This window comes from Microscilla marina ATCC 23134 (assembly GCF_000169175.1).
Taxonomy (GTDB): domain Bacteria; phylum Bacteroidota; class Bacteroidia; order Cytophagales; family Microscillaceae; genus Microscilla; species Microscilla marina.
In genome coordinates, this window is record NZ_AAWS01000030.1 from 55,899 (window position 1) to 76,158 (window position 20,260).

18 protein-coding genes are annotated in these 20,260 nt (G+C 41.4%); 6 read left to right on the top strand and 12 right to left on the bottom strand.

The window, feature by feature from the left end; all coding sequences use genetic code 11:
* Nucleotides 1-87: 87 nt before the first annotated feature.
* Together M23134_RS23690 and M23134_RS23695 are read left to right on the top strand one after the other, a co-directional pair.
* Nucleotides 88-2,076: an amidohydrolase family protein gene (locus tag M23134_RS23690; protein ID WP_002700283.1), complete on the top strand. Its 1,989-nt coding sequence runs from the start codon at nt 88-90 to the stop codon at nt 2,074-2,076.
* Nucleotides 2,077-2,498: 422 nt separating this feature from the next.
* The gene (locus tag M23134_RS23695) at nt 2,499-3,320 is read left to right on the top strand and encodes an enoyl-CoA hydratase-related protein (RefSeq protein WP_002700285.1); all 822 of its coding nucleotides are present in this window, start codon (nt 2,499-2,501) and stop codon (nt 3,318-3,320) included.
* Between the two features lie 173 nt (nt 3,321-3,493).
* On the opposite strand, the gene M23134_RS23700 is transcribed toward M23134_RS23695, so the two are convergent.
* On the bottom strand, nt 3,494-4,066 hold the full coding sequence (locus M23134_RS23700) for a hypothetical protein (protein WP_002700287.1): 573 nt from the start codon (nt 4,064-4,066) through the stop codon (nt 3,494-3,496).
* A gap of 293 nt (nt 4,067-4,359) precedes the next feature.
* Nucleotides 4,360-4,566, bottom strand: coding sequence for a hypothetical protein (locus tag M23134_RS23705; protein ID WP_002700289.1), 207 nt, complete (start codon nt 4,564-4,566; stop codon nt 4,360-4,362).
* A gap of 387 nt (nt 4,567-4,953) precedes the next feature.
* On the opposite strand from M23134_RS23705, the gene M23134_RS23710 reads away from it, so the two are divergent.
* A complete protein-coding gene (locus M23134_RS23710) occupies nt 4,954-5,247 on the top strand; it encodes an FHA domain-containing protein (protein WP_002700291.1) in 294 nt (97 codons plus the stop codon).
* Nucleotides 5,248-5,585: 338 nt separating this feature from the next.
* Nucleotides 5,586-7,598, top strand: coding sequence for a tetratricopeptide repeat protein (locus tag M23134_RS23715; protein WP_045114205.1), 2,013 nt, complete (start codon nt 5,586-5,588; stop codon nt 7,596-7,598).
* 77 nt (nt 7,599-7,675) lie between these two features.
* Here M23134_RS23715 and M23134_RS23720 read toward each other — a convergent pair whose 3' ends face one another.
* The 3 genes from M23134_RS23720 to M23134_RS23735 all read right to left on the bottom strand — a co-directional run bounded on the left by M23134_RS23720 (nt 7,676) and on the right by M23134_RS23735 (nt 11,665).
* Entirely contained in the window at nt 7,676-8,380 is a 705-nt protein-coding gene (locus M23134_RS23720; RefSeq protein ID WP_002700296.1) for a hypothetical protein, read from the bottom strand.
* Nucleotides 8,381-9,848: 1,468 nt separating this feature from the next.
* Complete coding sequence (locus M23134_RS23730; RefSeq protein WP_002697850.1) at nt 9,849-10,901, bottom strand: IS110 family RNA-guided transposase; 1,053 nt, start codon at nt 10,899-10,901, stop codon at nt 9,849-9,851.
* 473 nt (nt 10,902-11,374) lie between these two features.
* A complete protein-coding gene (locus tag M23134_RS23735) occupies nt 11,375-11,665 on the bottom strand; it encodes a YciI family protein (protein ID WP_002700298.1) in 291 nt (96 codons plus the stop codon).
* A gap of 235 nt (nt 11,666-11,900) precedes the next feature.
* On the opposite strand from M23134_RS23735, the gene M23134_RS23740 reads away from it, so the two are divergent.
* Both M23134_RS23740 and M23134_RS23745 read left to right on the top strand, forming a co-directional pair.
* Nucleotides 11,901-12,407 (top strand): RNA polymerase sigma factor, encoded by a 507-nt coding sequence (locus M23134_RS23740; RefSeq protein ID WP_045114206.1) that lies wholly within the window; start codon nt 11,901-11,903, stop codon nt 12,405-12,407.
* Nucleotides 12,404-12,997: a hypothetical protein gene (locus M23134_RS23745; RefSeq protein WP_002700301.1), complete on the top strand. Its 594-nt coding sequence runs from the start codon at nt 12,404-12,406 to the stop codon at nt 12,995-12,997. Before M23134_RS23740 ends, M23134_RS23745 begins: the two co-directional genes overlap by 4 nt.
* 168 nt (nt 12,998-13,165) lie before the next feature.
* Here M23134_RS23745 and M23134_RS23750 read toward each other — a convergent pair whose 3' ends face one another.
* The 7 genes from M23134_RS23750 to M23134_RS23780 form a co-directional block, all read right to left on the bottom strand.
* Nucleotides 13,166-13,552, bottom strand: coding sequence for a hypothetical protein (locus tag M23134_RS23750; protein WP_045114207.1), 387 nt, complete (start codon nt 13,550-13,552; stop codon nt 13,166-13,168).
* Nucleotides 13,549-14,061, bottom strand: a complete 513-nt coding sequence (locus M23134_RS23755) for a hypothetical protein (protein ID WP_002700304.1) — start codon at nt 14,059-14,061, stop codon at nt 13,549-13,551. Before M23134_RS23755 ends, M23134_RS23750 begins: the two co-directional genes overlap by 4 nt.
* Nucleotides 14,062-14,818: 757 nt before the next feature.
* Nucleotides 14,819-15,334 (bottom strand): DUF6155 family protein, encoded by a 516-nt coding sequence (locus tag M23134_RS23760; RefSeq protein ID WP_002700305.1) that lies wholly within the window; start codon nt 15,332-15,334, stop codon nt 14,819-14,821.
* A 310-nt stretch (nt 15,335-15,644) separates the two neighbouring features.
* Entirely contained in the window at nt 15,645-16,649 is a 1,005-nt protein-coding gene (locus tag M23134_RS23765; RefSeq protein ID WP_002700306.1) for a 3-oxoacyl-[acyl-carrier-protein] synthase III C-terminal domain-containing protein, read from the bottom strand.
* Nucleotides 16,627-17,928, bottom strand: a complete 1,302-nt coding sequence (locus M23134_RS23770; RefSeq protein ID WP_002700307.1) for a F390 synthetase-related protein — start codon at nt 17,926-17,928, stop codon at nt 16,627-16,629. The genes M23134_RS23765 and M23134_RS23770 overlap by 23 nt, the downstream gene beginning before the upstream one ends.
* On the bottom strand, nt 17,918-18,766 hold the full coding sequence (locus M23134_RS23775) for an MBL fold metallo-hydrolase (protein ID WP_002700308.1): 849 nt from the start codon (nt 18,764-18,766) through the stop codon (nt 17,918-17,920). The genes M23134_RS23770 and M23134_RS23775 overlap by 11 nt, the downstream gene beginning before the upstream one ends.
* A gap of 491 nt (nt 18,767-19,257) precedes the next feature.
* On the bottom strand, nt 19,258-20,229 hold the full coding sequence (locus tag M23134_RS23780) for an NAD-dependent epimerase/dehydratase family protein (RefSeq protein WP_002700309.1): 972 nt from the start codon (nt 20,227-20,229) through the stop codon (nt 19,258-19,260).
* Between the last annotated feature and the right edge of the window lie 31 nt (nt 20,230-20,260).

A 20,260-nucleotide genomic window follows, 5' to 3' on the forward strand; every position in this document is an offset into this window, starting at 1 on the left:
CTTGCCTTGTATTTAACCTTCGTTTGGGCATAATGCCTATATTCGTGTTTTTTATGCATCCAAATTGATTACACAAAATATAAAATTATGCAAAAAACACTATTCCTGCTATTTACTTTGTGGTGGGTTTTTGGCGTAAGCCATGCCCAAAAACCTGACACTACCCGGTGGTCGGTAACGATGGGCACAAAACAAGTGGGCTTTTTGAAAAAATGGAAAAATGTAGATGGTACCTTCTCCGAATGGTTTCAGTTCAACGACCGGGGGCGAGGCGATAGCACGGTAGGTACTTATAGTTATGACAAAGATGGTTACATTACCATGATAGATGCACGAGGGGTAGATTATTATAAAAAGCCAGTATATGAAAGGTATGGTTTTAAACGGGAAGAGGCTTTTTGGGAAAACAATGTAGAAAAGGGCAAAGAAGGGGTGCGCAGAAAAGCACAATATGTAGCCCTCAATATTTCGTTGGGTACCTCATACCAGGCTTATTTTAACAACCCTAAACGCATCATTCAGCACTTGCCCAGTGGCAGCTCTACCCTTAAGGTGTTGCAAAATCATATTTTACGCGATGGCAGAAAAGTAAAGCTGGTGAGAATAAGTGGATTGGGGTTGGCACCTAAATATATATGGCTGAACAAGAATAATGAGTTTTTTGCTGCTCCGGGCGAGTGGTTTTCTATGGTAAAGCTGGGCTATGAGGGTTTTACCAAAGAATTGCACAAGATCACAAAAATGTACCGTGATAGTTATTACAAAGAGTTGGCCTCTCAACTACGCCATAAAATCTCCAAAGGGTTGCTTATTACCAATGCTCAGGTGTTTGACCCAGTGGCTGGTAAACTGTACCCCAAAAGTAGTATTTTAATAGCCAAAAGTAAGATTCAACAAGTAGCTTACGGCAAAAAACTGAAGGCACCCGAAGGCTACCAAAAGATCAATGCCAGAGGGAAGTTTGCTATGCCGGGTTTGTGGGACATGCACGTGCACTACACCAGCGAAACCGACGGATTGCTACACCTTGCTTGTGGGGTAACCAATGTACGCGACATGGGCAACAGCGAGGCATTGCTTGCCCGCAAAAAGGCTATAGAGGCTGGTACAGTGCTGGGACCACGCATTCAGGCAATGGCTGGCTTTATAGATGGAGCAGGCAAATATGCAGGCCCCATAGGTAGCAAAGTTCACAATGTAAAAGAAGGCGTTGCAGCGGTGCAGGCGTATGCCAGTAAAGGATATCAGCAAATTAAGTTGTATAGCTCTTTGAAACCCGCATGGGTAAAGCCACTGGCCGAAGAAGCCCATCGCCTCAAAATGAGGGTAAGTGGACACATTCCATCGTTTATGCTTGCCGAAGAAGCGGTAAAAGCGGGCTATAATGAAATACAGCATGCCAATATGTTGTTTTTAAACTTTTATGGCAAAAAACTGGATACCCGCACCCCTGTAAGGTTTAGCGCGGTGGCACAACGCGGACATCAATTTGATTTTGACTCGCCCCAGTTCAAGGCATTTGTACAATTGCTTAAGCAAAAAAATGTAGTGATTGACCCTACAGTTACTATATTTGAAAATATGTTTGTAGGTACCAAGGGTGAGTTTCGACCTTCGATGAAAAGAGTAGCCAAACGTTTGCCTTTGAACATACAACGCTCTATGCAGGCTGGATCATCGCTTGAAGTACCCGAAGGTCAGGGAGCTAATTACGAAAAATCTTTTGCCAACATGCTCAAAATGGTAAAAGTAATGCACCAAAATAACATTACGGTAGTGCCGGGTACCGATAGTTTTGTGGGTTTTACTTTGCATCGTGAACTTGAAAATTATGTGAAAGCGGGTATTCCGGCAGCAGAGGTACTCAAAATGGCCACCATTACCTCGGCAAAGGTGGCAGGGCGAGCCACCAAATATGGCACTATAGCCAAAGGCAAGGCCGCTGACATTATCTTGATCAGTGGCAACCCACTCAAAAACATAGCAGATGTGGGCAAGGTAGCCATTACGATCAAAAACCAAGACATTTACTACACCAAAGAGTTGTTCAAAGCAGTATCTGTTAAGTATTTTTAATAGATAGCTTTTTAACTTGTAGTTTTTTACTTTTCGAAAAATTAAGAAAAACTGTATACAATTGACGCTCAATTATTGGAGTTACAGGTGTTTGAAAATAATTGTGTTATACAATTGATAGTTGCTTATAAACCAAGCCTGTGAGCTCAGGGTGGCCAAACAGGTGAAGACTTACGGCACCGATTGATTACATCAGTATCCAAGTCCATGCCTGCAAAGGCTACCAACCTAGTACACTTGCTCTTAAATAGGTAAATAGAGTATTTAAGTGTGTTTTGTTTTCTGATGAATTTTAAAAATTGAGCATAGCCAAAGCTACGTGATATTTTTGAAGTGAAATCAGGGGGCAAAAAACACAAAATAGACTTTACAAATTTAGGAGCTGGTGTACTAGATAAACCAAAATAACAAAAATTAGAACAATGAATTATACCAAAGAACAAACTGCCAACCTACAAGAACAAACTTTTGCTTACATTACAGTAGAAGAAAAAGACCATTTATTGACTATTACATTGAATCGCCCCAAGGCACGCAATGCGATGAGCCCCACTATGATACGTGAGTATGCCTATGCCATGAGCTATGCTCACCACCATGCGCATATTTGGGCGGTAGTGTTTGCTGCCAATGGGAAGGTATGGTGTGCCGGAGCCGACCTCAAGGCTATGCGAGGCAAAGAAGAAGCCAACGATAGCACTGTTCCTACGCCTGATACCCCTATAGTGATGGCAGAGTTATTTACCAAAATTCATAAACCTGTAATAGCTAAAGTACACGCTCCAGTATACGCCGGAGGCTTTTTGCTCATTGGAGGGTGTACTTATGTGGTGTCTACCGAAGCGGCTACTTTTACCTTACCCGAAGTAAAACGTGGGTTGTTTCCTTTTCAGGTAATGGCAAGCTTGATGAAGTTTATGCCTGCGCGCCAAGTACTTGATTTTTGTATCAGGGCTAAAAGTTTGAGTGCTCAAGAAGCCCTGGAAGCAGGCTTGGTTACTCAATTGGCAGCACCTGACAAGCTCGACGAAGCTGTAGATGCCTTGGTGCAAGAGATTTTTGCTAACTCGCCTTCAGCGGTACGCTTGGGTCTTAAGGCGTTTGACGAAATGAGAAATATCAGTGAGAGTGAACAACAGGCTTATCTGGCCAACATGTTGGGGCAAACCATCATGACCAAGGATGCTCAAGAAGGACTTAAGGCTTTTGCCGAAAAACGCACGCCTGCTTGGACAGGAGAATAAGAGGGGCCCATCAGGTTTAACCAAAGGTGTTATTTAAAGCTTCTCATGATAAGAAAGTTTCCAGACTTAGAGTATGTTTAAATTGTTAGCGTGAAGGTTTTTAAACATACTCTTACTACTGTTATACCAACCATTGTATCAGGGCTGTGTTTGAAGTAAAGCCTGGAGGCTTTTTAAGTAAAAAGAAAAATGATAAACAATACCAAAAACACGATGCCTATCACCAAAAAATATTTCGCTACGGCAGCCTGGGGATCTTCCCATACTTGTATTCTTACACTTTTTGGGTGGTAGTAGAGGCTTTTACTGAGTGATTTTTCGCCGTAAATTTCCAGGTAAAGTGAATCGTTTTTTTGACGGTTTTTAAACATCCACGATTCCGATTCTTCTTTTTCTGTCCAGGTACCGTCAGAGTCGTGTCCTGTTTCCCACCAATATTCGTTTTCAAACTCATTGATGCGACGGTCTTCACTGTCGTACATTTCAGCCATTAAGTATATGAAATCACCGTTGACATGGGTCATATGAGGGTAAACCGACATTTTTAAACTGTAGATGCCTACCTTCTTCTTCACAGGAAATGAGGGAGTTACCAATGGTTTGGTTTTGCTAAGAGAGTCTATAGGTAGCTGAACATCGGCTACTTTGCGGCGTTTGGTGGTTTTGAAACTTACAAACAAGCAGGCTACGAAAATAAATAATAGCAACAGCCTGGCAAATAGTTTATCGCTGATTTTTCCTGCCATAAAGTTCAACGTTTGAATGAGGAATGTTAGAGTACTTAAAAATGGAGTTTTTGGGGCAGAAAAGCAAGCAGTGGAGGTAATAAAGTAAGAGGCAGTAGGGGGAGAGAAGGGCAAAAATAAAACTTGTCTAAGCGAGAGGTGAGGAGTGATACACTCAACAATACACTCAGACAAGTTTTTAGGGTTTAGCAGGGGTTTGGGTGAATGCTTTGTTTATATAGAGCTGTAATATTTATCGTTCAAAAAGTTTTACAATATCAACAGCCCCTTTCTGTTTTATTACTAAATCAACATTACATAGTAGTGTTAATTTCATCGTCTACGTCTGCGCGACCAGTGTCGTCATCGTCTTTAGGCGGAAAGCCAAACATAAACATAGGACCGAAGCTTGCTGGGCCGAATGGGTTCTTTTTGGGGTTAAATCCTCCTTTAATGTCTCTCAAGTCGTAGTTAGATAATTGGTCTTGAATATTTCCAAAGTTTCTTAAACTTCTTTTCATTATAATCAGTTTTAAAAGTTAAAAAGTGTGATATACCTTGCAATAAGCATTCGCAAGTTAATTTTTTTTATGAGAAAACAAAGAAATTGGAGCTAAATCTTCGGTTTACCCATAGATGTTTTAACAAATAAATAACGTTTTCTTATGCTTTATTTGGGTATTTTGCGCTGTTTTGGAATAAAAAACTATTTATGAGTATTTATACTTATAAAACGAACTTGTCCTGCCTAAAATAGTTACCTATTTCTTTATTTTTTGTAGTACTTTTTGAGGATATTGCACTCAATTGAAGGGGATTATGTATACTTTCAGAGATTTATAATGGAGTGAATATAAATAATCCTTAAAAATATGATTATAAGAAGAATTCTGTAAAATAAACATTCAATGAAAATAGTAACAGTTGGCAGAGCGCCAGACAATAACATTATTTTGTTTGATGATAAGGTGTCGGGTAAGCATGCATCGTTTACCCTTACCGACAAACAAGAGTATTATGTGCAAGATTTTAACTCTACCAATGGCACTTTCGTTAACGGCAACAAAATAGGCAACGAGCCTTTTCAAATATTGCCTAAAGATACCGTGAAAATAGGTAAAACTATAGTGCCCTGGCAAACCTACCTGAGCGACCGGTTTGAACCCGCAAAAACTTTCCCAAAAGCGCCTGTTCGCCAATAAAGGTTTTTATAAACCGGGGCATTTTGGTGGCACCACCAGGTGATGTTGGGAGTAACCAAAAAAATAAAGCGTGTATTTTTTGGTTACTCCCTTATTGTTGTCATGTCTGTGCTTTGGTTGCATACAGCGGCATAGATGTGGTACAAACTTAAAAAAGATATACAAAGTATTGACAACTTTTCTAATTTACTTCGCTGGGTTGATTTCATTCCTTGAATTTGTTTAGATTTGCCGGATTAATTATAGATAATTCAAGAGCCTGTAATATGCCTTACCTGATCATAGGTGTGGTTTTGGGGGAAATGATTCTTGAACTAACCACAGAAGTAATATAAAAAATGAAAGTCCTGCCCATTGCTTGGGTCTGTTGTATAGCAGACACCAAAAAAGTATGCCTATGTTTGTTTGTGACAGTGTTATATTGTTTGGTATTAGCCACTGCCCAGGCAAAGTCCTATTCTAAAATCCAACGACAAATAGAACAGCTTACCGCTCAACTGCGACAAGCCTCCTCTGTACCCCAGAAAGTAAAACTACTTTATCAATTGGGTGAACTCCATAAATTTGAATACAAAAAAGCCATTCAGTATTACCAAAAAGGGGGAGCCCTTGCCACTAAAGCCCACGATATAGCGGGCGTTGCTCAGGGGCACGTACTACAGGGCAAGCTACACCTGAGTTATCGCAGTTTTGACAAAGCCTGGCAGCAGTTTAAAAAGGGAGAGGCAACGGCTCAAAAGCACCAACTGGTAGCAGCACATATTGATTGTTTGAATGGTATTGCCTCGGTACTGATAGAAAAAAACAAACAGCACAAAGCACGCACCCTTTATCATAAAGCATTGAAGCTTGCCCAACAACTCAACGACCCTGAAAGAATTTGTTATACCAACATTCGCATTGGAGAGTTTCATCGTTTGCAAAAAAACTATGATTCTGCTTTTGAGTATTTAGCCAAAGCCCTGAAAACTGCCCAGCACTACCAAATGGTTGCTTTGGAGTACGAAGGATTGATGGTAAAGTCAACTGCTTATACCGATTTGGGGCAGTTTGACCGGGTAGAACAACTTGCCCATGAAGCCCTACAGGTGGTAGCTAACAGCAATAATAGCCATTTGCTTGCGGGAGCCTACAACAATTTGGCTATAGCCAATACTTGTCTTAAAAAGTACGATCTGGCGATTGGCTATTACACCAAAGCTTTACGCATTAAACAAAAGACTAAAGACAATGGCAGGTTGGTTATTTTGTACCATAATATAGCCGACTTATACCGGAAATCGTTGCAATACGATTTGGCGATTACTTACTTTAAGAAATCGCTCGATTATACCCAAAAACGAGGCGATGTGCTGGCTACTGGGGTTATGTTGAGAAACATAGGTGAAGTATACTACCTAAAGCAGGCGTATGATCAAGCCGAAAAATACCTAAAGCAAAGCGAAGTCAAGGTGCAACAGGCGTCATCGTTGTTTGAAACCAGTGCTACCTATCAGTTGTTGGCACGCAACTATGCCGCCCTAAACAATTTTAGGCAGGCATATTATTATCAGGCAATGCATAAAAAGGCGGACGACAGTATATTTAACAATGAAAAATCGGAAAGCATAGCCAAACTGGAGCAACACTATAAGGAAGAGCAAAAACAAAAAGCCATTGCTTTGTTGAAAAAAGAAACCAACCTGCAGCGACAAAAAACTACTTTTCAGCGAAAGCTACGCAATATAGCAGTAGTGGGGCTTTTGTTGGCGGTGTTAGTAGTGGTGTTGTTGTATAATCGATACCAATTGCGGCATAAAATACTGCAGCAGAAAAGCCTGGCTTTGACGCAGGAAAATGCCCGCCATAAGGCCGAAGGGCAACGCATGGAGATAGAGCAAAAGCTAAAGCAGGAAGAAAATAAACGGTTGAAACTAGACCTGGAGTACAAAAACCGTGAACTTGCGACTTCTACTTTATTGATGCACCACAAAAACGAGGTGTTGACCAACATCCAGGGCGAATTGAGTGCTTTTCAGCATCAGGTGCCCCCAAAACTGAGCAGTAATATTCAATCTATTAAAAAGATTATTCAAGAAAACAACCACCTGGAAGAAGAGTGGGAGCATTTGAAGATACATTTTAACCAGGTACACCCCAATTTTTTTGGTATTTTGCAGCAACGATTTTCCCACTTGTCACAACACGACTTAAGGCTATGTGCTTATATAAGAATTGGACTTACTAACAAAGAGATTGCGCGTATTTTACACGTAGAGTTTAGAAGTGTACAAGTGGCAAAGTACCGCCTCAAAAAGAAGATGGGTTTGACCAAAACAGAAGACTTAAGCCAGTTTGTACAGCAGTTGTAACCAAGCCAGTATAGAGTTGGTCAACCCAAAAAGCCCCAATGAACTAACGCTCATTGGGGGTTGGTTTTTACAAACAGTTAACAGCGAGCCAAACAAGCTTTGTAGCGGTATACACACGCGGTTACTGCTGCAATGTCTACCAGGCCTGCTCCAATGGCGCAACCTATGGCACAAGGAATGCAGGTAGCCACACAGCCTATAAATACAGTGCCTGCGGTACCAGCTGCTACCCAAAGGCAAGCGATTGCGTCGTTGTAGCAAGCATCGCCACAGTTGGCGGCGGTTCTCATTGCCGGGTCGTTGGTCATCAGTTGAATACTTTTTTGAGCTACAGTTTTTTGGTCTGCCTGGCGTAGCTGGCTTAGCTCCGGGTACTTTTTCATCACTGCCTGTTGTTTTTGTACAAACGAAGTTAAAAACTTAGTGTCAAGCCCCATTTTGGCGCTCAGCGTAGCTATCCCTGCCTCTGTCCAACCTTGCTGGGCTTGTGCACTATGTGCGACACGTATGGCTTTTTCATACGCATTTACATCACCATTATAGCGCTTTTCTATAGTTTCGCCTTGTAGTATATAAAACTTGGCTAAAGTGTGCATATACGCTTTAAAATCTCGGTCTTGCGACATCTTGTTTGCCAAAGTGTTTAAGTTAACCTTGGAGGTAACAGGTGTCGACTGATTGTTTGCCGGAGCAATGCTTTCTTTTTTATTACACGAGGTAACTAAAACAATGAAAGACAAGACCAGCACTAAAAACTGAATAGGTTTGTTATAAGTAATCATTGGTAATTATGTTTTGGTTAATTATTTTTTTTGATGTTGCAAAGGAAGGGGAGGGGCTGGCAAAAAACTATTAAGAGCACCATACAAGGACTATACAGTTTAATGTCTGTCACCCTACAAAAGCAATACTGAAGGGGTTTAATAGTATTTAATTGAGGTAGGGTGGTACTTTAATGGAAGTGGTCAGTTATAGCTTAGGTGGTTTGACTACCCCTAATATCATATACTTAAACAGTTCATGCCTCAAATCAGGGCAAACTTTTTAAAGGTTCTCAAAGTTTGCTCTTTGCCTTTTACTTGTGTAAACTTTCTGTGGAATAATTCCGGAAATAATTGAGGGTTGTAAGCTTGCGCCTTGTGATGTTGAAAAGTTTGTTTTGGGATTATTCGGTGAAAGGCTCAGGGTTATATACTGCACTTGATTTGGAGCAACTTGCCTTTCAAAGGCTTAAGTTGAAAAAACTTAAGCCAGTATATGGTTTTTTAGTACTAAGGAACCTGTTCAAAATAAGTGTCGAGATTGAGGGCATAAACTCAAGGCTGACTGAGGCACTTTTAGCCTTTGGCAGAGCTCAGCGCAGCAAAGCTGCAGCTATCGGGTGTGCCCTGAAACAAAGCACAACAAGCTTTGTATGCTATAACTAAGATGGTGGTAGACCCACCAAAGGCGATTTACAGGAATAGCCTTTAAACCACTCTACGGTGCTATGACAGTAATGTTTTGGTATTGAACGGCTAGAGAAAAGGCTCCGCTGGTACGGAGTCAGGTGTGAATAAGAGAGATGAACGCAAGTGAACCAATGAAGAAGTGTCGAGAACAGCTACTTGTTGTCAAAACCAGACTTATCCGATAAAGTTTGGGACAAAGCATAGAGCGTACCCTGTCAAGTGTCTATGTGGCAACCGTCATTAAGTTGGCATGACTCTTATTTAGGCTTAGTTATGGAACAGGGGAAGCCCTCTATGATCATTAAGGGAAAGTACAAGTAGCGATCCTACAAGGCGAATACTGAGATGATAGAGGGTGGCGGATGAACTCGTATTAGTGTAGAAGCTTCTGTAATGGAAGTGGAGCGAAGGGGTTCAGTTATACAGTTTTCAAGTTTTTAACAACTTAATAATATGAGGAGGATTAAAAGCGACAAGACAAAGTCATTACCATTTTATCACTGGAATACAGGAGTTAAATTATGATGATTTGTATAACAAGAGCCGTGTGATGGGAGACTATCACGCACGGTTCTGTGAGAGATTTGGGGTGAAAATCCCCTTATCTACTCGACTTTGCGGGCAAGGCAACATCCGTGGGATGTTGAGCCAGACCGTGGGACGGTGCTACGGACAATAAAAGCTCATAGATACTATCTTAAAAAACAAATAATTTAATATAAATATTTTAAGATTTTGAATATATACCAACAACTGGTTATATTTGCATTAACCCAAAAGGAGCTGCTTTAGCAGTTACCTAGTGTAGGAGGGCATTTTGCTCTTCTACAGTTTTGTTATTAATGCTGTAATCAAAGTCCTCATCTTTTTTCCATAATGTGTACATCATACACAAGAGCTTCCGTTGTACTGCAGTGTAGCCTTTCATTTTCTCTTTAGTTCTCTCAAAAACCCGGTTGTACAAATTCAGAAAAACACCCTCAACATTTATAGCGTTAAATGCTGGCATACATAAAATACGCCTTATGTGAGCATTTCCCTGTTTTGAAATCTTTGTTTTTCCTTTGCGGGTGCCCGATTCGTTTTCCACAATATCGTACCCGGCATAACTGGTAAGCTGCTTTTCACTTGTAAATAGCTCAAAACCATTAGTTTCGGCGACAACTACTGCTGCGGTAAGCAAGCCAACCCCATGAATACTGGTTAAATGTTTTATTTTTTCATGCAGCTTTTCATCTTCTTTGACTGTAGCTTCTATTTGATCATGTGTTTGATCTCGTTGTTTCTCGAGGAACTTAATCTGAGCTTTGAGTTGTTTGGCAACAAACTTATCAGGGTTATGACTATAATCAAGCGCATGTAAGCGATTCCGACTTTGAGTAAGGTCTTTTTGTATAGTTTCGTGGTGACGGGTAAGAGAACGTAATGCCTGCATAGAGGAAGATATTGGTTGCCAGGCCCTTAAGTCTTTGACTAGAACCATTTTAGCTAACCCTTGAGCATCTATTTTATCAGTTTTACTCCGAATCCCTTCGCCCTTCATAAAGTCCTTTGCCTGGCTAGGCAAGGCGACAACAACCTTTACAGATTTGTCATAGAGAAACCACGCCAAATTTTCATGATAAACCCCAGTAGCCTCCATTAAGTATTCTATATCTTCACAGTCATGCTTGCCCAAGTGTTTTTGACTCCAGCTCCAATATTTCTCAAAGCCAGAGGGGGTATTAGAGAACTTGGAACTGGCTAAAACCTTGTATTTCTTTTTACCCTCAAAACCCATGATACAAGCACTAAAATCCGATTTTGCTATGTCCATGCCCAGACCCATTTGAATGTATGAGTGTTTTTTCATTTATCCACCATTTAAGTTGAAATTCCCGATTTATCGGGGGAACCATACCATTTATTGAAGCCTATCTTACTCAATGTTACTTATTAGAACGCGGGCTATAAAACGCATTTATGCCTTAGATACTTAATTCTATTTCGGAGTAGAAAAACAGGTAGCATATATCTACGAGTCTGTATCTATCGTATGATAGTACTTAGTCCCCTTTATAGAAAAAGAGTTTATTGATCTGTTGACTACCTGTTATTTAGGCTTTTATTGTTAACGTTATATTGTACTTTTTTTATTTAATACAAAGGTATAAGTCCCGGCGGAACTGCCGGGGTAACGAAAGTCAGGAAAGAGAACCGCAGAACGAAGTTCAAGCTCTGCGAAGCTAATATGTTCTAAACCGGACAGCTTCAAAGTCCCGATTTCTTATCGGGGTTATTGTTGAGGGCTATGCCCGAAATCCCGTTTACGGGGCGATCACGTTCCTAAGCTTCTTGCATAAAATTCAGTTCATCACAGGTTTTACTGGGTACAAACTCCGTTACTTCGCAATCGACCAATTGGTGTTTTTGAAAGGGATCTTCGGCAAGTATTTTCAATAAAGCCGCTTTATCTTTCATTTTTGATAAAATAATGCCACCCGTGCGGGGTACCTTACGTCCCGATGCGTGAAAATTGCCCAAAGCATATTGTTCGTCTAGGTAAGCAATGTGCGCCGCCAAATGTGGTTCTACTTGTTCTAAAGGTACTTTATAAGTCAATGATACAATAAACATAATCAATTGTGTTTGAATGGTTGTTGTTCTCTGTTTTGAGTTTGCTTTTAAACGAAAGTTACAAGTTTTCTTTTATTTAAAGGCTTAAGTTAAAAAACTTCATCTGGTGGGGTTCTACCACCTTCCTGAAAAAGCCCCTTTCCCTGTACATCAAAGTTTTTTTTAAAAAAAACAGATGAATTGTCATATTTGACATGTGCTCCCAACTAAGATAAGTAGACATAAAAGAATGCACATGGATTTAGAACTCGAAACTACCTTTTTAGAGGGGGTGGAACGAAACAAGCAAAAGATACTTCGTATTTGCTCTGTATATGCCAGAGACGACGAAGATAAGAAAGACCTTTTTCAGGAAATTTTGATCAATATCTGGAAAGCAATGCCTTCGTTTAAGGCCAAAAGTTCGCTCGATACTTGGATGTATAGAATCACCCTGAACATTTGCCTAAGCACCCAAACCAAGCTGACCAAAAAGAAAAAGCACTTTGTAAATATGGATAGTATTACACTGTCACGGTATGAGGAGCCACCCATCACCAAGGAGGAAAGCCAGCGGTTGATATTTTTGCGGAGTTGTATCAAAATGATGAACGAGGCAGATAAGGGGATGATCACGCTTTACCTGGAAGAACTGGCATATAAAGAGATCGCAGATGTTACAGGGTTAACCGAAAACCATGTAGCGGTTAGAATTATGCGAATCAAAAAGAAATTGTTAAACTGCATAAACGAAAGATCATGATTGAAGACGAATTAAAAAAAATATGGCAATCATCTCCTCAGCAAGAGCAGGTAAAGTTCGAGAAATCACGCTTTATGATGGAGGTGCAATCAAATGTAGACCGTTTTCATAAAGGGTTGAAGTGGCTATACCTCAGAGAAGCCCTGGGGGTGATTATGGTCATACCTATTTTTGCTGTTTATGCCTTTATATTTCCTCAGATTTTGGCAAAAATAGCCTCTGTACTAATTATACTATGGGCAATTTACATTTTGCTGGTAATTGATAAAACTAAAAAGAAAAGACCCACAGAGTACACAGATAATTATCTTGACTACCTGCATAAAACAAAGGCTTATCTGGAGCTGCACAAGAAACTACGTGACAAGGTGTTGTACTGGTATGTTGCTCCATTCATATCTTTTACTTTCTTATTTATGGTTGGTTTATCCGAGGGCAAACCCAACAGGGCTAGTCTCCTTGTTAAGGTAGGGGTGGTTTGTGTAATCATTGCAGTCATTATCCACTTTTTAAACAAAGTGTCGGTCAAAAGATTTGTGGCTCCCAAGCTCAAAAAGGTAAACGAGCTTATTAAGTCTTTGGAAGAGTAAATGTATTTGTAAGGGATATTTGAATGCATTCACTGGCGCAACTCTCCAGACCTCAAATCAAGTTTGGCTCACAGCCCCAAGCCTTGTTCTTGGAGAGTTTTGAAACTTCCTTGATAAAAGGCGGAAATGATACTTCTCTTTATTGGAACCTGGTGAGATTAGAGTAACCTACGGTAAGTTTTTCAAGTTTTCTTTTACCAGCTTGAAGGTGTCAATGGTTTGGCGAGTTTTGTTGTATTTGCTAAATGTGAGTGTATGCTGGTCAAGACGAATAATAGATAAACTATCTGTATATTTGCCTCCCAGGTGTCCATTATAACGAAGAATGACTTGTCCGTCTTTTATTGACCAAATTCCCGAATTACCTATAGTTTGCATTGGGCGGGTACTTGTATGAAAGTTTTGATTTTTGAATCTAATAATAAAATAACTTAGATTTTTATCTGTTGAGTCAATAGGTTGGCTACTTTTCCAATTGCCTAATATCAATTGTTGAGGATAGCTGCAAGCGCATAGGCTACATACCAAACCAATAGTTATAATGTATATTTTCATTGTGATGATTGAGTTTTTCTATGAGCTAAATATTCTTCTAGGTTGCTCTTTATGTGCGGGAAATCTTCTTGTTGACAAATGCCTAATAAAGGTGTAGGATTGGGTAAACTGGCATTATTTTGTTGATTTAAATGTAGGAAATCTATGATGGTTGGCACGTGAGACTCGAACCTAAATATACACAAATGTTTGTGTCCTGCTTCAATAGATTGGATTGGGTGTTTTGCCTCAAATGCTACTTGAAGTAAAGTAATGGGTGTAACGATGAAGTTGGATGGCTGATATAGGTCAAACACACAATCAAATGTTTTAGGAATGCTAAATGTTGCATAGGCATACAAAGTAAATAGTGCAGCTTCATTGTCTTGGAGTTGCCAACCCATAAACTCATCAAAAATATTTTGCTCTATTGCCTTAAAAGATTGCTTCAGGTATTCGAGGGCAGGCTGATGAAATCGTTCATCAATAGTTAAATACCTTTGACTAGGTGGGCAGGTGTGTTCGTTCATTTTATACTTATTAGTTTATTTATTCTAGCTTTTTTAAGCCTTTCTCCGCGTGTGCCGTTGTAGACAATTCAACTTAAAAATAACTTTCCCCGTACTGCTCTTAAGGCTTCAGCCAGACCAGTGAGCTCGACCATTCCGACGAATGACGGAGCACTTTCCCGCAGCCCATACACAAGCCGTTTTTCAAAGTCTTGGATCAGCATTGCTCAGGTCACCCTACGGTAAGACCTGAGCAGAGAAACAGGGGTGATTGTTGAATTTACTTGGTTGGTCGCACTTTCTTTAAAAAAAGACTTAAGTTGAAAAAAATTAAGCTAGAGAGCGTACAAACTCAAAGCTTATTTTGCTAACGCAATGGAGATGAAAACGCTCAGTTCATTGGTTTTCTTCTGGTCCTTTTAAGTCTTCCTTTAGGAGACTTGAAAGCTGTGAATAAAGGCAAGTCTCCTGACTTGCTTGCGCAGCAAATATTGCGTGTGTAAAAATTATAAAAACTACTCTTGGTTTTCAATGTTTCTATTTTGTTTGAAATGGAAGCAATAAAATAGGTGCAAAGTTCTATTGGTGTAAAGTCAAAAATTGATTAACCTTCGTTAGCCATTTGGCTAGAAAGCCTGTCCTGTAAAGGTTAGAGGCTTTTTTTATCAAAAAGCATTAAGTGACCCGTTGGAACACTCAAAGCAGAGGGGTGCGGTATTTTGCTTATGCAATGAGAGGTACAAGCTACTCTGATGCTAAGCTTGCACCAGAGTAAGTTTTATTCCCCTATGTATTGCGCATACACATCATTGAGTTGGTCGTAATGCCCATAAGCCTCAGTAGCTGAGTTTTTGACATCTATAAGCCGCGCTCTATAGTCATTCTGTAAGTTGTGCTGAACAATCATTTGAATCACGTCACCAAATAGTTCCTCAAAGTAAATATAAAAATCATCGCCAAAGTCACCCCCATATTCATTTGCCATACCGGTACACTCTTCTATGGCATGCAAGGCTACTTCTATATAATACTTTACAGTTGTATCGCTACTCAATTGTTCAATAATATGCTTTACTTTGTCTAGGTTTAATCCCCCTTGCATTCTTTCATTGGGGTAGATAGCTTGAGTAATTTGGGTGGTGTATTTGTCTAACAGTTTTTGGTCAAGTATATCAGGCTTAAGCTTGATGGCATAGTAGCCTCTTACTACTTCAAAACTAGAGTATAGCTCTTTTAACTCAGCTCTTAGCTGTTCTTCGCTTTGTGTTTTAATGTGATTTAGAAAGTCTAGCATTTGGATTAATAATTATATTGATAACTTGTACCGCTTGTTTTTTCCACAAAATTACAAACTTTTTCCCATCTAAAAGCTCAAGTTAAAAGAAGGATGGTAAAACCCTTGGCTCTTTTAAGTCTTCTTTCAGGAGACTTGAAATTATTTAATGAATATAGGTCTCCAGACTTGTTTGCGCAGCAAATGGTGTCTGCGTGAAAATTATAAAAACGGCTTTTGGTTGAAGTTAAGGCTGCATTCGCAGAGAAATCTGGAGACTTCTATAAGTTTCAAGTGTCCTTCGGAACACTTAAAACAGCAAGGTTCTGCCTCAATACCTCAACAACACCCCACCAATGGCAAAGCCCGCCGAAGTACCCGCCAATAAACAAATATCGCCCCGTTGAATGCTACCCTCGTCTATAGCTGCCATGAGCGTAAGCGGAATAGAAGCCGCAATACAATTGCCATAGTGTGCCAAGGTAGTTTTTACCTGCCCAGAAGCAAAGTCAAATAAGCGTTGGAAGAGTGCCGCCCCCAGTTTAGACGCCTGATGAGGCACTATAGCGTCTACTGTAGCAAGGGCATAGTCTGTGTCGGCAAAAAAAACCTCCATAAAATCAGGCAACAGACGTTTGGTAAGTTTGAGCAATTGTTTGCCCTTCATTTGGAACGAATGTAGCTCAGGGTCGTACGGGTAGTCTTTGAAAAACTTACGATTGCCCCCTCCTTCAATCAAGGTATGATACACCCCTTCAGAATAAGTGCGTTGCATTCCCTTGATATAGCAAGAGGCTTGTTCAGGGGCGTAGCTCACCACCGTCGCTGCTGCCCCATCGCCAAACAGGGTCAGGGTTTCCCAGTTGGTAGGATTGATGCCCTTAGAGGCAATCTCGCTACTTACAATGAGTATGTTTTTATAGGCTTTTCCGTCTAGTATTTTGGCGGCAAAATCAAGTGCAGTGACAAAACTCAAGCAAGTACTGTCAATGTCTATAGCGGGGGTGTGGCAAGCGTTACCGTCCTTCATTTCTGCTTTTATCACACTGGCTTGGTTAGGAATGGGATAGTCGTAGGTGCCCCCACCCGAAATGAGCATATCTATGTCGTGCAAAGTCATTCCGGCCTTTTGCAAAGCTTCTTCTGCCGCCCGTGCACCCATCCAGCCATTAGACTCTTGACTTGCCACATGGCGGTTTTGCACCCCCGAATATTTCATTGCCCAGCCAGCGGGCAAGCTGTGTTTTTTTTCTAAAGCCTCCGAACTCATCGCTTGTGGCAAATACTTGCCCATTGCTACTATTCTGATAGGTTTAGTTTTGGTCGTTTTGCTCATTGAATGCCTGCTTAATTCTTCTTAATTTACCCCCCTTTTCGTGGTGTTTGTGTTGGACTTGCACAATGTTTACCCCAGCAATGTGGTGTTTATTGAGCAAGTCTAGTATACCCTGCCGGGCTTGACAAAAACTTTTTTCTTGGCCTTTTATGTACAGTTCTAAGCGTTGAAGATCGGTTTGAGCAAGCGTATAATCTTGAATAGCTTCATCGGAAAAAATGATGGCCCGACGCAAAAAATCAGGGTAAATTTTTACAGTATTCCCTGTGGTATCGACAAAATGTAACACATCATCGGCACGCCCTTCTATTTGGGCGATGGCAAGGGTAGGTTGCCCACAAGGGCAAGCTTTTTCTTCTATAATAATGTCATTGAGCTCGTAGCGTACTACAGGTTGCGACGAACGCAGCAAGTCAGTAATTACAGGATGAAACCGCAAGCGTGACTCATCGAGGTATTTTTTTTCAATAATGAGAAAATCTTCGTGAAAATGCAATACGCCCTCGCTGCAACTACTGGCAAGAAACCCCTCAGTACATTGATATACTTGATGGATGGTTTGCCCAAAGACTCGTTCTAGTTGAACCCTGTCTTCGGGAGAGAGTACTTCCGCCACCGCAATTACCTTGGTAGGGGCAATGTGCAAGGTACCCGCCTCTAATGCTTGGGCAAGCTCTAGCAGCATACTGGGTTGCGCCACCAATATATGAGGCTTGAGGGCGTTGAGCCGGGCCAGGTGTTGGGGCAAATTGTCATACAAATCAAAAAACTCAAACTGTAGCACCCGCGACTTTATCGAGTCGTACAAGTTGCTGTTGGCACGCAAAAAAAAGGCGACCTTGCGTTTTTTGAGAGCTACCCCAATGACCCGATCAAGCACGGCAGCCACCCAAAAAGCCCGCTCTGCCTGGGCAGCAAGAAAAATGCCCCGGTTGCCACTGGTGCCTGACGACAGCCCCACGGTAACCTTGCCCAACATAGGCGAAAAGTCGCGCGATTGTTCGGCTTTGAGTGCCACATTATAGGCCTCTTGTACCTCTATTCCGTGGGTATTGATGGCGTTGAAGTTTGCCATAAACCGGGCTTTGTTCATCAAAGGATAAGCTGCCAGTGGTTGTTTGTTTTGGGCGCTTTCGCGATAAAAACCTGAGTGGCACAACACCTTTTTTTGCAACCGTTTCCATAACTTTTGCTGTAGCCTTTGTTTTGCTTTTGTCGTGCGGGGTTTGCGCCAACGGAGCTGCACCAAGCGCCATAAAATCTGGAGTTTAAAGAACATTCATCGCTAACTTATCTTGCACCAAAGCATCGGTAGTGGCTGCACAGTGCGTAGGAACCAACAAAGTCTGGGGGTTTGCCACGTGGTAATCGTGCATTTTTTGTAAGGTGCGTTTAAAATCGAACCACGAGTGAAAAAACAACACTACTATAGGGTTGGGAGGAATGACCTCCTCGTAAGAGCGTTTGATCCAGCAAGCGTCTGCCACCAAAAAATAAGGTCTTTGTTTGGTTTCTAACATCACCCCAATCTGCCCGGCAGCGTGTCCTGGTAGCTCATAAATATACAGGCTATCGTCGCCAAACAAGTCGTACTTATGCCCAAAAATAGGGTCAGTCATTTTCTCGCAGGTTTCGTCAATCAATACTGTGCGTTGCTTCAGGTTTTTGGGCAACAAATCTTTGAGTACCCCTTTGCTAAAAGCAGTCCATGCCGATAAACTCAAGGTATAGTCGAGCGCTTGGCGCGAAGCGTAAAAAGTAGCATTCGGAAAATCTTTCAGCCCGCCCACATGGTCGGCATGAAAATGAGTAATAATGATGTGTTTAATGTCTTCAGGGGCAATGCCTGCCTGCTGGAGCTGGGCTTTTACCTCGTCTTGTTCTCTGATCACCACTGGGCTTAGCAAAGCGTATATCTTGTTAGGAAACCAGCCCGTGGCTTGGTGAAACCTGCGGGTGTAACCTGTATCATACAAAATCCAGCCCTTGTCGGGGTGTTCTATCAGCCCCCATAGAGCGTTGAACTGCACATTTTCGCTTTTGCCACCTTGTATTACTTCGCTTTCTTTTGCTACGCAATATCCGGCATAGTTGAGGTATAGTTTTACTTTTTTCATCTTTAGTTGGTCGTTAGTAGTTGGGAGCTTCTAAAGCTTTTAGCCTTTAGCTTTTGTTTGGCTGTTTGTAGGGAGCTTTTAGCCTTTTTTGATCTTGGTGTAACTTTAGCCTTTAGCTTTTGTTTAACTGTTTGTAGAGAGCTTTTAGCCTTTAGCTTTTTTTGATCTCTGTATTTTAGCCTTTGATTATCATATTTGCGAATTTGTTAGAAGTCAGTAGCCAATAGTTTTAGCTGCGCTCATTCGTAATTGAAAAACTCGTAATTAGCTAAAGCAGAGCTCCCTCCGGTCGGTTCGTAATTGTTTAACTATTTGTATTGAGCTTTTAGCCTTTAGCGTCGCTTTGCGCTCATTCGTAATTGAAAAACTCGTAATTAGCTAAAGCAGAGCTCCCTCCGGTCGGTTCGTAATTGTTTAACTATTTGTATTGAGCTTTTAGCCTTTAGCGTCGCTTTGCGCTCATTCGTAATTGAAAAACTCGTAATTCGTAATTAAACAAACCACTCCACAAACTCCCTAATTGCCTCGTCGGTGCTTACTTTGGGGCTGTAGCCCAATAGCTTTTGTGCCTTCGATATGTTCATAGTCATAGACTTGGCAAGTACCCCCACTCCGTATTTAGTAAGGACAGGTTCTTTGCCTCCCGTCAGTTTTGCCGAAAGTTCCATTGCCCCCGCAGCTGCCCATACCACCCAATACGGTACTTGGGCAGTGGGCACTTCTTTGCCCAGCAGCTGTAGTACCATTGCTATTTTCTCCCAAAGTTTTACGGGTTCGCCGTTCGTAATGTTATAAGTTTCGTTGAGCCCTGTTTGAGTAGTCAACGCCAGTACGATAGCATCTGCCACATTGGCCACCGAAGTCAAATCTACTATATTTTTGCCATTTCCTATCACTTTAAGCCTGCCTTCTTGTTGTGCCCTGATGATGCGTGGCATAATCACCGTATCGCCTCTGCCTATCAAGGCACGGGGGCGCAAGGTTACGTAAGCAATGCCCGATTGCTCTAGTTCAACCTCAGCAAGTCGTTTGGTTTGGCTGTAGGCATTCACCATTTGGCGGGGCAGTGGGTCGCTTTCTTTAATGTCGAACCGATCGTTGCCCGTGAAATACATCGAGGGAGTAGAGATAAAGACAAAGCGTTTGATGCGGTGTTCTAGGGCGGCTTTTATCAAATGTTGTTGGGTAATGAGATTGGCTGCCTCAAAGCTGGCGTAACTGCCCCACGGCGACGAAAGGGCGGCTGCGTGCACAATATACTCGGCTTGTGCCGCTATGCTTTGTACAAACTCCTGGTGAGTTAAATCTCCCAAAACATAGCGCACTTTGGGGTGCTCTACAGTATGGCTGGGCTTGAGGGTGCGCCCTGTGGCTATCACCTGACTTACTTCAGGCAATTGAACGAGCACTTCGAGGGTACGAAATCCCAAAAAACCTGTAGCACCAGTAAGTAGTATTTTCATTTTTTTTAGTTAATAGTCGGTAGCTTCTACA